The sequence below is a fragment of the Oleiphilus sp. HI0043 genome (genome assembly GCF_001634935.1).
In genome coordinates, this window is record NZ_LWEY01000114.1 from 1 (window position 1) to 15,324 (window position 15,324).

Below are 15,324 nucleotides of genomic sequence, written 5' to 3' on the forward strand. Positions count from 1 at the left end.
CGCCGTAAGCACAGGCTTACTCAATAAAATGAGCCGTGAGGAAGTTAAGGCTGTACTTGGGCATGAAATCGGGCACGTCGCAAATGGTGATATGATTACCCTCACCCTTATCCAAGGAGTCGTAAACGCATTCGTTATGTTCTTTGCGCGAATTATCGGTAGCTTTGTTGATAGAGCAGTATTCAAAAATGAAAGCGGTCACGGCATGGGCTTTTTTATCGCCACCTTCGTCGCAGAGATGATATTAGGAGTGCTCGCTAGCACGATTGTTTTCTGGTTTAGCCGCCGTAGAGAATATCGAGCAGATATAGCGGGAGCGGAGCTAGTTAACCCCGCTGCGATGGTCAGCGCACTTGCACGCCTGCAGGCTGAATACGATAAACCAAGTGAAATGCCTTCTGAAATGGTCGCTTTTGGTATTAGTGGCGAACTGAAGAATTCATTAGGCGGTTTGTTTATGAGTCACCCTCCTCTAGACAAACGTATCGAAGCGCTTCGACAGCGTTATAGTGCTTAGGTCCTGAAGTAGCTAGTTCGAAAGCTTTATTTTCGAACTAGCTCTAAAGACCGATACCAATCAGACTGACCCGGGAGCACCTTAAACATTTGGTAGCGCTTAACGCTCAAGTTTGCTTGTTTCGCATAAAGTGTATAGTCGTAGATTTTGTGAACCGGGTTTTTCGCTATTAAATGAAATGCGAATAGTGCTGAGTAATAGTAAAGCCGCTGACATAGTCTTTGCACTAGGTTTCCACTGATCGGAGCAAAGTCCGCAACCATTAGGCTGCCACCCGGTTTAAGCTGCAAGCTTAGATGATTTAGCATTTCGATCATCAATGGGTGAGCGAAGACATTCAAAAAGTAATTCGCTACCACATAGTCATAATAGCTGTCCTTAAGGTGCTTAAATGCATCACCCAGGACAAGCACGACGCGATCGTTCAAGCTTAATCTCTCTAGCTTACATTCAATACGCTTTAGCATTTTAGGTGAAAGTTCAACGACAGTAATCTCGGCACCTTTTTGCGCAGCAAGTACCACATCTTCACCGCTTCCCGCCCCCACAAACAGTAATTTATCACCGGGCTTTATGTCACGCAGCTGCCAACGCTTACTCGCAATGATCTTACCACCACTATATAAATGCGCGGCCTTTTCGTAGAACCTAGCCGTTCTGTCATAACGACCTCTCACAAAAGAATTATCTTCAGACATCACTAAAAAACCTGTATTGCTTTTAAGGTAGCAATGGTTGCTTTAGGCAACGAGATCCCCGGAGGAATACATTGGAACCAGTGTTCACTCTGTGCTCGATATCGAGTTTTATGGTAAGCAAGTGCTTGAAACGCATATAGAAAACTTCCATAGCGATACATTAATTGTTGCAAGTAGCGTAATGAAGCAATCTCATGTGGAAAGCTCTGAAGCTCGTGCAAGGGTGCTAAGCCCAGTGACAAACGAGCAACACCTTCTTTCTGAAAAACCTTCATTGCTTCAAGGATTGTATAATCTAGAAAGCCATTCGGTTTTATCCCAGGGCAAGCGCGAATGATATTAGCTGTATAACCTATGATCTTATCATCCTGAAAATAGGGATCAAAAAACACATATCCAACGAGCTCTCCTTTTAGGTAACAGAAAAACTTCCTGACTCCCCAAGCATCTCTATACTCTGGCGGCCGAGTAATGAGCCTAAGTTCACGCTTAGTCACCGCCTTGGTTTGTCGCCAGCGCTCGGAAATATCCCGAACTCTATCTTCATTCACCTCAGACCAAGCCTGTTCTTTAACAACAAAGCCCCTACGTCCAAAGTTAGATGCCCAGCGCAGATACTTTTTCTCTTTCCCTTTGACATCAAAACTGTTGAGTGAGAGCGAATACTCAACCCCCATATCGTTACATCGATAACCCCGATCTATCAAAGCACTCGCACAATCAGCATCAACTGCCATGAAAATACTTGGTCGCTTCGTTGACGCTTCTAACGCATCTAATAAGGGGTGAAAGTCCTCATCAGCACACACCGGGCGGGTAAACGCAATATTGAATTCAGAACCAAGGAAACGCTGACGAAAATAGGAAACATAGCCCCGATGTGCAGAACCAAAATGTTGTACACCGGCTTGCAAGTTAAAATAAGAGCTGGACTGGCAGCCATAACGTTGAAGTAAGCTTTGTTTATCTTCTGTTGACAAGCTGTCTTCTTTGAATGGAAGTAAAACCCGCTCTGCAGAGCCTACCTTAGTGGCAGATGCAGCCAATGACCTTTCAGCTGTCAAATCAAGACAAGTCGTCATGAGCATTCCTCTCTCAACGTTACCTGTTTCTTTCTGCCAAACCAAAAGGCTTTTAACATCACGTCAGGCCGAAGCAGGCTAAGCGGTGAGCTCACCATATTGGCAATCGATAAGCAGCAATGTGCTAAAGGTTTTGAATGTATACAGGCCGCGAGCAATCTATCCATATAGCGATAAGATACGTTTAAATACCAAGGAATATTACGCCCTTCTGTCTCAGGCCAGCGCATATCTTCACTGATAGCTATCATCCACGCAGTAAAAAAGAATCGATTGAAACGTCGATAGGTTCTACGTGCCCACGTATTAGAGAAACCCGAGCGCGCCCCCTGCTCTAAACGCAACGCTAAAGACTTCGCAGCCATTGCAATTAGTGTAAGACCTTGTCCATATAGCGGGTTGAATGCACACATCGCATCCCCCATTACAAGCAGGCCCGAAGGATGATCTTTCATTTGATCATAGCGATGCCATACATTTTCAGTTCCTCGAAAATGTGTAATACCAGAGGCCGGCGACATATCACTCAAGGCACGATGAATATATTTGGTTGGCAATTCAGCAGCAAATTGAGTAAACCCATTAAGGTCATTACCTGGATACACAGCATTCATACCGATTAGAGTGAGCAGCCACTTATTATTCTCGACGGGCCACAAGCCTGCAGCACGAGGACTTGTTGGCGCATGAGGGGCAACCTCAATAGGTTTAACCTGCTGCCCTGGTCGAACCTCGAATAACTGACTGGCATACCCTAGCTTGGGGTTAACATGCGTCCCGCTTACCTCTGACAAGCCCTCTTTCTTGAGCCAAGTTCGCGTCCGGCTACCTCGGCCCGAGCAATCAACAACCAAGTCTGCTCGCAATGTTTTTTCAGCACTTATACTCCCTTGTTGATATCGGAGCCCTGTCACTCGCGAGTTATCATTATTCAGTATGAAGCCACTCACTTGGCAAGCGTAACGACGCTCAATGTTTTCAATACTCTCTATCCGCTCAGTCACCACTCTGTCAATTAAAGGGCGACGACATACCCTCAAATCCAAGCCAGACTCAAAACGCGGTAATTTACCTTCGCCTATAAACAAAGAAACATCTTCAGAGTAGTTAACTAAGGGAGCCCCATAACGCTCAAGCTCTGCATCAAAGCCAGGAAAAAACTCTTCGAATAATTGGCGACCTTTAAGTAATAAAAGGTGTTGATGCGCGGCTTGCGGAAGCCCCTTTCGAAATAACTCTCCCGACGTTGAAGAGAGCTCGTCCGGTGCAGCATCTTTTTCTAGAATCACCACCAAGTCAAAGTGCTCTGAAAGAACTTTTGCCGATAACATGCCTGAGATGCTTCCACCAATAACCAGCGCAGTCCCTTTATTTGCTCGCTGTGACGCCATCCGTCAATCCTTCGTATTAGGCTTAGTTATTTGTTTTTGGCAAGAATGGATAAGCCTGACTCCAGTGCGTCTTGGTACTTAGGCCTCTTAGCTTGTGCCAGCAATGCTCGAATTGTGTCGAATGAAGAATCAAGATAAGCAACATTAAACAAGTGATACAAGGTGCTCTGTACTAAGCCACCTGGCTGAGTAAAACTTTGATGTTCTATTTCTGTCTGACCATTACCCAGGCTTGTAAACTGCCAGTAGCCCGCCATTAAAGGGAAACGAACTAAACGTAAGTCTCGTGGTTCATAAGGCTTATCTACGGTGATAAAGTTAATACGGTTTCTGCGTCCCTCAATATCCGTCACCATAGAATACCGGCTTAGAGCGTCTCTATTGTAGGCACCGGTAAAGTTATAGGTTGTATAAACATAAGTATCGGGATCAGATTCTTCATACATTACTCGCTCAGAAATCAATACACTGATCGCCCACTCTTTGAAGCCTTCAACATCTTGAATGACGGCTGTAAGTGCCTCGTGAGATTCATCGACAACCACCTTAAAACGACACTGCATAATTTTGCTGACATGCTTTCGGCACTCAGAACCAATTCCACCTTCCGACCTTTCCTGCTGCCAATCAGTAAGCCATTGAGGACTTTTGGTAGATGTTTCAGCTGAGTTTTCTGTAGCCAATAAGGCACTCGAATATAAGATGCTTATTAAGCCTAGGAAGATAAAATTCATGATTTCACCCGTTTATTCTTTTGCTCTTATTTCAGTTGTGCGAACTATATATTCACACGACTATATTTTACGCAATATATTTTTCCCCGAGGAAAAGCTCATAACTTTTACGGCTTACCTCGTAAATTAGGTAGCTATAAAACCACAACAACTTTACAGTGTATAGTTAAATTTTCAATAATATGGACTGTTTCTAATTATCATTTATTAGCAGGGTTTTGAGTCAGACAAGGAGGAAGCCGATAAGTTCAATGTATACAAAAGGAACTTTCGGCTTGTAGGCTGTGACCTACCTTCATCGCTGGCACGCAACTCACAGTTTGAGTTTGATATACACCTATGAGTAGAGTTCTCTGCCAGCAATCAACACACCTAATTATGCAAACTTCTTAGCAGCCTTACTGCGCCACTTGATTGCTTTTGTGAACAGCCATTGATAACCCGTTGGGAAAAGACGCACTACGCCATCAAACGCCTTCGCATCAGCACCAATCAGCACACGCCTATCATTGCGCTTAACACCCTTAAGAATAGTCTTTGCTGCACTATCAGGCGTATGAACAAACATTTTTTCAAACTCTTTTAAGGTACTTTCCTTAGTTGCCCCAGTCACTTTCATTGAGCTTTTATCAACTCGCGCTGACTGAGCAATATTTGTTTTTATACCACCAGGATGAATACAAGTAGTGCTGACCTTTGAACCGGTAATTTCCAAGTCCTGACGAAGAGACTCGGTAAACCCTCGAACAGCGAACTTACTCGCGTTATAACCACTCATTAACGGCTGTGAAGTTAAGCCAAATATACTGGAAATATTTACCACATGACCTTCGCCCGATGCTTCAAGGTGAGGCAGAAAGGCTTTGGTGCCATAAACAACACCCCAGAAATTGATATTCATAATCCATTCGTAGTCTTCAATCGAGAGCGAATCCACCGTGCCTGACAAAGCCACTCCGGCATTATTGAAGATCAAATTTACTTTGCCATGGTCTTCGACCACCTTATCGGCCCAGGCATAGACAGCCTCTTTATCAGCTACATCGAGAGCATGGCTTGTGACTTTCACATTGAAGCCTTTAAGTAAGTTCTGCGTTTCTTTCAGACCTTTCTCATTCACATCAGAGATGGCCAGAGCACAACCTTCCTGCGCCAAGTTAACCGCCAGTGCTTGACCAATGCCCGACCCAGCACCTGTCACCGCGGCTACTTTACCGTTTAAGTTTTTCATTATTTTTCCTCTAGGTAAGCAGGCCGACAAAGTCGAGCCTGGCACGTTTAAATTAGCTATTTTTATCTAAAAACGCCTGGTAAACCTCAGCACTTTCAGCCGGAATCTCAACCATAGGCATATGTCCAATACCCGGCCAAATTTTTATAGATATATTCTTAATGCCAGCCTTCCATACATCAACGGCGCTGACATGTAGGAGCTGGTCCTGATCACCCCATAGCAATAGCACAGGCGCTTGAATTTCATTTAATACCGGCTGCAACATATGCTTGCCATGGAAGTCCTGGAAGATCTCGATTAACTCTTCTCGGCGCGCTTGGTACTTTTCTGAAACAGCCTCAAGAATAAAACTTGGAATGTAAGGTGCTTTGGCCATGGTCATCCCGTAAAAGGTATCAAACTCTTCACGACTGTGTATTTCGAAAGGATTGCGCCCTGCTGCTAGCATCTTCTCCATATCACTCTTGATGGGTGACTCAACACCTGCCGGATCAACTAAGGTCGAGCTCAGTGTTCGCTGAGGATACATACGAGCAAAGTGGCCTGCGATAAATCCGCCCATTGAATTGCCAATAACATGAACTTTATCGAGCGCTAATTTATCAAGCAAAGCGATGATACGTTCAACCTGAGCAGGTCCACCGTAATCCCAATCTTTATGGAAGCCCGTTTCACCATGACCAGCCATATCAGGAATTAGCACGTTATAGTGCTCGCTAAAAAACTGAGCAAAACGTGGCCAGACATCTTTATCGGCACTATAGCCATGCAACATAACGATAGTAGGACGCTCAGGTTTTATTTCATTTTGGTAGAGATAAATATCCATCTCGCCAATATTTACCTGAGCCTTTTCCAAGCCATATAAACCAGCCTCGAAGGGAGCAGCCCATTCATAGACCGCTTTACCCATTGGAGCCGGAGCGATGAACGTGGCACCCACAAAAACTAACAAAATGGCAGCTAAAGCCAGTAAACTTTTTTTCAACATTTCAATATCCTTATTTGTATTTATACGCTCGAAGGTCGATAACCTTCTTCATTTCTGACCAAACCATCGCGCAAACAAGCGGTAAAGGCAACAGTTTGGAAGCCAACCACACTTTAATAGCATTATTTCCATAGACAATACGAGGCTTATTTTTCTTAACTGACTTAATTAAATGTTCGGCAATATCCTCTGGTTCAGTAGTCAGAAAGTTCTGAGAAAAGTCTCGGGCATGTTCATGCCTTACGATATTGGTTCGAATCCCCCCTGGATGTAGAAGGTGTACCTGAATATCACTGGCCGATAATTCGACCATTAAAGCTTCGGTAAAACCTCGTACGGCAAATTTACTACCACAATAATCAGCATGATTGGGTGTTCCCGTCAGGCCAAAGATACTTGAGACATTCACAATCACGCCTTGGTTATTAGCCAGCATGTCAGATAGAAATGCGCGAGTACCATGAATCACACCATAGTAATTAACATCCATCACCCGCTTAAAATATGATTGCTCTGTCGCCCAAACCGGCTCACCACTGCCTTCAACCCCCGCATTATTGACAAGCATAAATGCTTGACCCAAGTGTTGTTTAACCTGATCGGCGAACTCAAACACTGCCTGCTCATCTGAGATATCAAAGGCCTGTGCAAAGACTTTTTGTGATTCTGGTAGCAACGAGATCGTCTCGCCTAAGCCTTCCTCGTCATAGTCACACAAAGCCAGATGACTACCTTGCTTAGCAAAAGCCAGCGCATAGGCGCGCCCCATACCCGAGGCAGCCCCTGTTATCACCACTACCCTGTCTTTAAAACTTGTTATTTTTTTCATCGTTTTTACTACTTAAGAGTTAAAAGAGTGATCTTGGCGTTTAAATTTCTTAGCCCAGCGTCTGAAGGTAAAACTAAACCCCGGGAACATGGCAATCACTTTTCCGCTCTTGCTCTTATACCAAGAGTTACAACCGCCACGCTGCCAAACCGTTTTGGCCATCTCGTGATGAATTAAATCGGTATATTTCTCCTCAGCATCTACATTGACTTCGATCACTTTTTTGCCACTTTGTTTAAGCGCCGAAATACTGTTCATGATGTATTTCATTTGCGACTCAATAATAAACAAAGCGGAGGTATGACCAATGCCTGTATTAGGCCCTGTGACAATAAACAAATTTGGAAAGCCTGGCGCACTCGTCCCTAAATAAGCTCTGGGGAAGTCACTCCATGCCTGAGCTAAGGTCTTACCGCCTTTACCCACCACCGGATATGAGATCACGCCATCAGTAGCATCATAACCGGTTGAGTAGACAATCAAATCCAGCTCGTGCTCGACACCGTCCTGAGTCACAATACCCTTCTCGGTGATTTCTTTTATGCCATTATTCTTATCGAATAAGGTGACATTATCTCGACAATAAGCTGGGTAAAGCGTGTCTGATAAAATTACCCGCTTACAGCCTATGGTGAAGTCGGGAGTCACTTTTCGTTGTAAGTCCGGGTCTTTGATCTGTTTGCGAATATGCTTTTCAGCTTTGTTCTTCGCCAAGACCTTCAATGCCAAATCTGAATATTTAAAGCCAATAACACGGAATTCATACCACCAGTAGATCAAGAAACGTAAAGCAAAGTAGGCCCAACTCTTACTAAGCAACTTACGTTGCCAGCCTTTAAATTTATAATCATTTCGAGGCATTACCCAATGAGGGGTACGTTGAAGCACATCAAGGTGTTCAACTTCCGGAGCGATCGCAGGGATTATTTGTGCGGCACTGGCACCACTACCTATCACTGCAACTCGCTTGCCTTTATGGTCATAGTTATGATCCCAGTTATTACTGTGAAAGGACTTACCCTTAAATGTATCTTTTCCAGGAAAATCTGGAATCACTGGTGTACTAAGTGGCCCTGAAGCATTAATAACAAATTGAGCGTGATAAGCATCTTTGCCTTCAATATCAATTTGCCAGCGCTGCTCTGCTTCCTGCCATTCAATCTTCGACACATTGGAGCCTGCCGCAATTTTCTTATCCAAAGCGTGCTTGGAAATGATGTGCTCGGTGTACTCTCTTAGCTCGTCTTGTTCAGCGAACATTTGCGACCAATTGTAAGGCTCTGAAGATATCGAATACAAAGGAGAAGGAACATCGACGGCTGCGCCTGGGTAGGTATTTTGGCTCCAGGTACCACCGACAAATTCGCGCCGCTCCAGAATCAGAAAATCCTGAATGCCACGTTTGATTAGGTTCATGGCTGCCAGCTGTCCGCCGAATCCGCTACCGATAATAATGACTTGGTAATCTTGTTTCATTTAGCACTCCAGTCGCTCACAAGACCTTGCCTTGCTCACTGAATTTTTATGTTTATTGTCTAGCGCTTGCCATCATCATAGTCGAAGATTAACGAGATATAAATTGTGACGACAAGCAACTTCAAAACATCATATATTCTGACTACAGGTGTAGTCAAATATTTTTTGACTGACGGTCACGCTTTACATCCGACTTCAAATCACGGCAGAATAGACGGCTCAACCCGGACTAAAAATCACTTCAATCAGGACGAAATAAAACGCCAATGCCCTCTGCTGAACCTTCTAAAGAAAATAAAAAGACCGAACGGACCTATGGCGGGGTATCTTTAGCTGAGCGGAAAAAACTTAGAAAACAACAATTTTTAGATGCGGGCTTAAGACTATTTGGATGTTGCGGCTTTAGAAATTCAACTGTCAGGAGCTTATGCAAAGAAGCCAAGTTAACTGATCGCTATTTTTACGAATCCTATTCAGGTCTAGAAAATTTATTACTGGCGGTCTATGAAGACTGTATGACCCTGCTCAGTAAAGAAATTGTTCAAGCCATCGTTGTGGGCTATCAAGACTCTGACCCAAAGGCTGCCATTATTGCGGGTTTAGATAAGTACTTTGAAATTCTTGAAGACCCTAATATCGCTCGAATATGCATGGTCGAATTAGAAGGCATTAGCCCAGAAGTTAATACGCTTTACTATCATTACATCAATGGCTTTGCAGAAATTTTAAGAGTAATGGCAAATAAGGCTTTTCCCGATATGACGATTGATCGTGCCCAACAGGACATCATGGCTATATCCTTAGTAGGAGCAATGCGCCAGGCAGCGACAAACTGGTTAGTGAGTGATTATAAAACGGAACGAAAAGAGCTAGTTGCCGCCACCAGTAAGTTATTTTTAGGAATCATTAAGTTGATTGAAGCGTAGCGCTCTCACACAAAAAAGACGGCAACAAAAACCTGCTGGCAGAGCCTGCCCATTGTAATTTTCGAATAAATAATCATTTCCGTAGATAGAGGGTGTCACTCCTCACTGGAACCTGCCCCGCGTTAACCCGCTAGCGAGCCATGGAAGGCTCTGTCTACAAGTTTGTATTATTCATCACACCGGAGGCAAAGAATAGCTGCCGGTCACATGCGCCACAACATCCTCAGCCCCTTCGCTTCGGATCGAAACTTCACAAAATGCTATACGCTTACCCAACTTCAATATCTTTCCTTCTGCGATCAAGTCGCGCTGTTCAGGCCGCTGAAGAAAATTAATATTCAGGTTACTGGTTACCGCCATCGCGACCTCGCCCAGGCTTCCAAGTATCGCAGCATACATCGCCGTATCACCTGCGGTCATCATAACCGGGCCCGATACCGTGCCACCCGGCCGAATACATTTATCTTGAAAAGGAATTCGAATCCGCGCGTAGCCGGGCTTGATCTCCTCGATTTTCAAGTCGATATCCTCAGCCATTGGCACCCACTCTCTTATGCGGGCTTGCACATCTGCGGCCTGTAATGTCATGTTCTACTCCAAGATTGTATTAATTATTTGATTCAGGACTATACGATCAGCACTTAGCTATTTAAAATACGCCATTATATTTTTACACTCAAAGGAAATCATTGCCTCATGCGCGCAAGTCGTTTTTTAATCGCTACTCAAAAAGAAACTCCAGCTGACGCTGAAGTCATCAGCCATCAGCTAATGCTTCGTGCAGGCTTGATTCGTAAACTCGCATCAGGTTTATACAACTGGATGCCCATGGGTTTAAGAGTGCTACGTAAAGTAGAAGCGATTGTTCGTGAGGAAATGGATAAGGCTGGCGGACAAGAACTTTCTATGCCTGTTGTTCAGCCTGCAGAACTTTGGGAAGAGTCTGGTCGCTGGCAGCAATATGGCGGTGAGTTATTGCGTATCAAAGATCGTCACCAACGAGACTTTTGCCTCGGCCCTACGCATGAAGAAGTGATCACCGACCTGGCTCGCAATGAACTGAGCAGCTATAAGCAATTACCGGCAAACTTTTATCAGATCCAGACAAAATTTAGAGACGAGCGCCGCCCGCGCTTTGGTGTGATGCGTGCCCGTGAGTTTTTAATGAAAGATGCCTACTCTTTCCATGCGACTCAGGATTCTCTGGACGAGACCTATGAACTCATGTACGACACCTACACCAATATATTTACGCGTCTTGGTCTAGACTTCCGCGCTGTGCAGGCTGACTCAGGCAGCATCGGCGGCAATGCTTCACATGAATTCCATGTGCTGGCCGATTCAGGTGAAGACGATATCGCTTTCAGCACAGAAAGTAACTATGCAGCCAATATTGAGCTGGCTGAAGCCCTCGCACCTGAAGGTGAGCTAGCAGCACCAAGCAAAGCCATGGAAGAAGTCGCTACGCCTGAACAGAAAACCATTGAAGAGGTCACTTCTTTCTTATCTGTTCCCGCTAGCTCGGTTATCAAAACCTTACTGGTTCTTGGCGAAGAAGATGAAGACGGCAATGCACCCTTGGTAGCGCTGGTATTAAGGGGCGACCACAGTTTGAACGAAATCAAAGCTGAAAAACTTGAAGGCGTCGCCTCTCCCTTAGTGTTCGCAAATGAAGAACAGGTGAAAGCCGCAACGGGAGCGAATATAGGTTCCATTGGCCCGGTCGGACTAAAAGACATCACTGTATTTGTCGATCGCACCGCTGCACTGTGTTCAGACTTCACTTGTGGCGCGAATAAAGATGGCGTTCATTTAACAGACGTCAATTGGCAAAGAGATCTTGAACTAGGTGAAGTCGTTGACCTGCGTAACGTTCTTGAAGGTGATACCAGCCCTGACGGCAAAGGTACACTCGAAATCAAACGCGGTATCGAAGTCGGTCATATCTTTAAGTTGGGCAACAAATACAGTTCCGCAATGAATGCCTCGGTATTAAACGAAAATGGCAAAGCCACCATTATGGAGATGGGCTGTTACGGCATCGGTGTATCGCGTATTGTAGCGGCAGCTATTGAACAAAATAACGATGACAATGGCATTATCTGGCCTGAATCGATAGCGCCTTTCCAAATCGCGCTCATCCCACTCAATGGTCATAAGTCTGAGCCTGTTGCCAATAAGACTGAAGAGATCTATCAGCAGCTTGTTGACCTAGGTGTTGATGTACTCATGGATGACCGAAATGAGCGTCCAGGTTCCAAGTTTGCTGACATTGAGCTGATTGGTATTCCTCACCGAGTTGTTATTAGTGACCGAGGCATCAAGGCTGGCACACTAGAATACAAAGGCAGAAATGACAGCGATAAGCAGGATGTTGCTATCGATGACATCATGGCCTTACTAGCAGATAAGCTTGGCTTCACTATTGCTTAGGGTTTGTCGATGAGAGCGATGACTCCACAAGGTCTTTATCAGCTCTTATTCGTGCTGGTTATTTCTCTGTCTTTCGCGTCTTCAGTTAGCGCTGAACAGGCCAGCTTACGCCAGGCTCCAGATGATGAGCTGCGTAAGCTCCTTATGCAAACGGTCAATGAGTCCAGTAGTTTTGTTGACCGCTTTGATGCTGAAGTTTGGCTGGTCGATATGTCCAGCCGACTTAAGCGCTACATCAAAGACCCAGAGGAACGTTTGTCGCTGTTAAAGCGCGTTCACTCTGAAGCGAAACGAGCGGGCCTGGAACCCGAGTTAGTACTATCAGTGATCCATGTTGAAAGCGCATTTAAGCGCTTTGCTATCTCCAGAGTGGGTGCACAAGGACTCATGCAAGTTATGCCTTTTTGGAAGAATGAGATTGGTCGCCCGGACGACAACCTCACGACCGTTTCAACCAACCTCCGGTATGGCTGTACAATCCTGAAGCATTACCTGAATAAAGAGAAAGGCAACCTGATCAGAGCCCTTGCGCGATACAATGGCAGTTTAGGTAAAACTAAGTACCCTTCAAAGGTCTTACGTTTTTGGCAGGACTACTGGTTCGTAAAACATGTATAAGCCAGCATAAAGAAAGAAATAGAGTTCAAACTATGCAAGAAATTATCGTCGACCTTTCCATTGATAAAGAGGAATGGCTGCGAATCTATAGGGGTGAAGCCAATATCGTCTATGCAATCAGCAGAGATGGCCGATCCATTCAGTTTCCGGCCGCTATCCTGAGTAAATATGTGACACACCACGGCATTGAAGGGAGCTTTGTTATTTCTATCAATGACGCCGGAAAGTTCCAATCTATCATTAAACTTTAGACCCTACTTGAGACAACGCGATATGACACACAACACCACGAAAGCCACGCTACAAACGCATCAGGTCATTTCGCTAAAAGAAGCTGAACTGGTTTCTCACTTGAAGGCCATGTCACTTGAAGAACTTGAGTTTCATGCTCATGAAATTATGAAAGATATGGGTTCTGAGCAATCTCCTCAAGTCATGGCTAAAGTAATGAAGTCTTTGGAGAAACCCAAAGAAGGTTATTCAAAATTTGAAACAGTCCAAAAAACACTTGAAGATGAACTGCCCAACAAAGCTTATCTCAGCGATATCTATGCGCGCCTGGCCGCTATCGTGATGAGCATTATATCTCGTCGCTTCAAAGAGTTTTTGTAAACGGCTATAGGCGGCTAGCTACCAGGTTCAAACTCTGTTCGTCGCCGCCATGCCTTGATAATCACGATCAAAAACAGCAAGCCTCCGATGGTAGAGATCAAACCACCCAAGCCCATCATTCCCATCCCTATAATTTCAGGTAAACGATCTAAACCTTGAGCTGCTCCTGCAGTCTTACGTTGCACACCATAACCACCTGACCACGCGAGACCCAATATATGCATCAACTGGCCACCACCATAAACATAAGGTTGAATTGCCGCTAGGCGAGTATCTGGGGTACCTAAACCCAGCTTAGGCATGAGCAGATAAGCAATACCCATAAAGGAAAGCGTTACTCCGACAATCGAACCATGGTAATGCGCAGGTATAACTACATTCACACCTTCGATCAAAAAGCCAATGATGCCGCCTGCCGAAAACAAAATAAACGAAGCTATCATTGCTGACTTTAATGGCTTTGAAGATGCCTCAATCCTGCCTCGTTTAATCAACAGAAACAGTTGATAAACTGCGATAATGCCAAGCGGCATACTTGCCAAGCCACCGTATTGCATTAATTTAGTAAAACCTAAACGATGCCCTAGCGAATCAATTTCGCTTGAAGCATACAGCCAAGGCACCATAAGTACAGGCAATATAACCAATGCTGACAAAGCCAAAAGTAGCCCAGGCTTATAGCTAAAACGAGCACCACATGCACTTGCAAGCCATAACCAGGCAACAAGTAAAAGCAAGGTATGCGTGAACTGTAAAGTGTGCCCACCACCCCAGAACAGTAATTCGAAATAATATTCACCACTATATTCAACTGATATGCCCAGATAACTAGCCACTAACGCAATAATACTTAATAGAGCAGGAATAGCGGCTAAATACGATGCCCAGCTCAGTACCGACTCACCACTATTAAAGCCTTGAGGTATAGTCAATAAGCGAGCTACTAATAACAGCAGAATGCCAAAACCAAAAACACATAAAGCCAGGTAGAATGCTGGGTGTTGAAGCACAGGAACATAGTTATTCATCAAAGGCTCCCCTACTCCAAAAAATGGACAAGCGACCATAATCAAGGCACCAAGCGCAGCAAAGTTCCACGCCCACTGATCCAACAAGCCACCACTAGCCGGGTTGCTGCTAGTCCAGAAAACTCCCGCCATTGATAGAAACCAAATCAATACAGAAAGGTCAACGTGCACAACCAGTGCAACATGGAAAAAGTCCACCCAGGGAATAAAGTCTTGTACGCCTGGCGTTCGAGACAAAACAAGCAGCAAAGAAAATACCCCTGCGCCTAGCAAAGAAGCGACAGCCAGCCCGAGCCATTTTTTAACAATCGTTTTCTGAGCGGCAGCAACTAGAGAAAGTTGCATTACCATAGAAGTGTTTAATGCCGTCATAATCCCTCATTATTATATTTATTGTGTCGCTCAGGATCCTATCAAATAATTGGGGTCAGTGTAAAAAAGGCCGTTATCACACCGAATCCAGTTATTTAATGGCATAAGTCGCATTTTATTCACTGTTCAAAGATTAGGCTTGCATCTCTCACTAAGAACAGTAAATAATGTGCAGCCATGGAGACTAAATAATTAGTACAAAATAAAAGTTTCCTACTATGCTTAAACAAGCATAAAAGTGTTACACGACTTAGAAAGAATCACTAACAAATATAATAAAGGGGATGAAACGTAAGCCGTGCTTCTTATAGAGCTGCTTCTGACTAAGCAGATTGCTATAAACCCTGCTTCTCGATTTCATCATTAAAACAAACCATAGCCAA

Annotated in this window: 16 protein-coding genes; 6 read left to right on the forward strand and 10 right to left on the reverse strand. The window is 44.5% G+C overall.

The genetic code is table 11. The annotated features are described in order from the left end of the window. The coding region (locus A3729_RS02400) for a M48 family metalloprotease (RefSeq protein WP_156497587.1) at positions 1-517 on the forward strand (517 nt) is incomplete at its 5' end. Between the two features lie 26 nt (positions 518-543). On the opposite strand, the gene A3729_RS02405 is transcribed toward A3729_RS02400, so the two are convergent. The 8 genes from A3729_RS02405 to A3729_RS02440 form a co-directional block, all read right to left on the reverse strand. After that, positions 544-1,215: a class I SAM-dependent methyltransferase gene (locus tag A3729_RS02405; RefSeq protein ID WP_068510408.1), complete on the reverse strand. Its 672-nt coding sequence runs from the start codon at positions 1,213-1,215 to the stop codon at positions 544-546. Between the two features lie 2 nt (positions 1,216-1,217). After that, entirely contained in the window at positions 1,218-2,297 is a 1,080-nt protein-coding gene (locus tag A3729_RS02410; protein WP_068510409.1) for a DUF2156 domain-containing protein, read from the reverse strand. Beyond that, the gene (locus tag A3729_RS02415) at positions 2,294-3,688 is read right to left on the reverse strand and encodes an NAD(P)/FAD-dependent oxidoreductase (RefSeq protein WP_068510411.1); all 1,395 of its coding nucleotides are present in this window, start codon (positions 3,686-3,688) and stop codon (positions 2,294-2,296) included. Before A3729_RS02415 ends, A3729_RS02410 begins: the two co-directional genes overlap by 4 nt. 26 nt (positions 3,689-3,714) lie before the next feature. Further along, a complete protein-coding gene (locus tag A3729_RS02420; protein WP_068510413.1) occupies positions 3,715-4,422 on the reverse strand; it encodes a hypothetical protein in 708 nt (235 codons plus the stop codon). A 376-nt stretch (positions 4,423-4,798) separates the two neighbouring features. After that, a complete protein-coding gene (locus A3729_RS02425; RefSeq protein WP_068510415.1) occupies positions 4,799-5,653 on the reverse strand; it encodes an SDR family oxidoreductase in 855 nt (284 codons plus the stop codon). Between the two features lie 52 nt (positions 5,654-5,705). Next, complete coding sequence (locus tag A3729_RS02430; RefSeq protein WP_068510422.1) at positions 5,706-6,647, reverse strand: alpha/beta fold hydrolase; 942 nt, start codon at positions 6,645-6,647, stop codon at positions 5,706-5,708. 10 nt (positions 6,648-6,657) lie between these two features. Continuing rightward, positions 6,658-7,476, reverse strand: a complete 819-nt coding sequence (locus tag A3729_RS02435; protein WP_068510424.1) for an SDR family oxidoreductase — start codon at positions 7,474-7,476, stop codon at positions 6,658-6,660. Positions 7,477-7,488: 12 nt separating this feature from the next. Next, the gene (locus A3729_RS02440; protein WP_068510427.1) at positions 7,489-8,952 is read right to left on the reverse strand and encodes an NAD(P)/FAD-dependent oxidoreductase; all 1,464 of its coding nucleotides are present in this window, start codon (positions 8,950-8,952) and stop codon (positions 7,489-7,491) included. Between the two features lie 266 nt (positions 8,953-9,218). On the opposite strand from A3729_RS02440, the gene A3729_RS02445 reads away from it, so the two are divergent. Further along, positions 9,219-9,878, forward strand: a complete 660-nt coding sequence (locus A3729_RS02445; RefSeq protein ID WP_068515554.1) for a TetR/AcrR family transcriptional regulator — start codon at positions 9,219-9,221, stop codon at positions 9,876-9,878. Between the two features lie 174 nt (positions 9,879-10,052). Here A3729_RS02445 and A3729_RS02450 read toward each other — a convergent pair whose 3' ends face one another. Continuing rightward, entirely contained in the window at positions 10,053-10,466 is a 414-nt protein-coding gene (locus A3729_RS02450; RefSeq protein WP_068515557.1) for a PaaI family thioesterase, read from the reverse strand. A gap of 108 nt (positions 10,467-10,574) precedes the next feature. On the opposite strand from A3729_RS02450, the gene A3729_RS02455 reads away from it, so the two are divergent. The 4 genes from A3729_RS02455 to A3729_RS02470 are packed head-to-tail and all read left to right on the forward strand — an operon-like array spanning position 10,575 to position 13,541. Beyond that, positions 10,575-12,311, forward strand: coding sequence for a proline--tRNA ligase (locus tag A3729_RS02455; RefSeq protein WP_068515560.1), 1,737 nt, complete (start codon positions 10,575-10,577; stop codon positions 12,309-12,311). Between the two features lie 18 nt (positions 12,312-12,329). Continuing rightward, positions 12,330-12,929: a lytic transglycosylase domain-containing protein gene (locus tag A3729_RS02460; protein ID WP_197470029.1), complete on the forward strand. Its 600-nt coding sequence runs from the start codon at positions 12,330-12,332 to the stop codon at positions 12,927-12,929. A 32-nt stretch (positions 12,930-12,961) separates the two neighbouring features. Then, on the forward strand, positions 12,962-13,180 hold the full coding sequence (locus tag A3729_RS02465) for a DUF2835 domain-containing protein (RefSeq protein ID WP_068515563.1): 219 nt from the start codon (positions 12,962-12,964) through the stop codon (positions 13,178-13,180). Positions 13,181-13,202: 22 nt separating this feature from the next. After that, complete coding sequence (locus A3729_RS02470) at positions 13,203-13,541, forward strand: hypothetical protein (RefSeq protein WP_068515566.1); 339 nt, start codon at positions 13,203-13,205, stop codon at positions 13,539-13,541. 14 nt (positions 13,542-13,555) lie between these two features. Here A3729_RS02470 and A3729_RS02475 read toward each other — a convergent pair whose 3' ends face one another. Further along, on the reverse strand, positions 13,556-14,941 hold the full coding sequence (locus tag A3729_RS02475; RefSeq protein WP_068515568.1) for a cbb3-type cytochrome c oxidase subunit I: 1,386 nt from the start codon (positions 14,939-14,941) through the stop codon (positions 13,556-13,558). Positions 14,942-15,324: the final 383 nt, after the last annotated feature.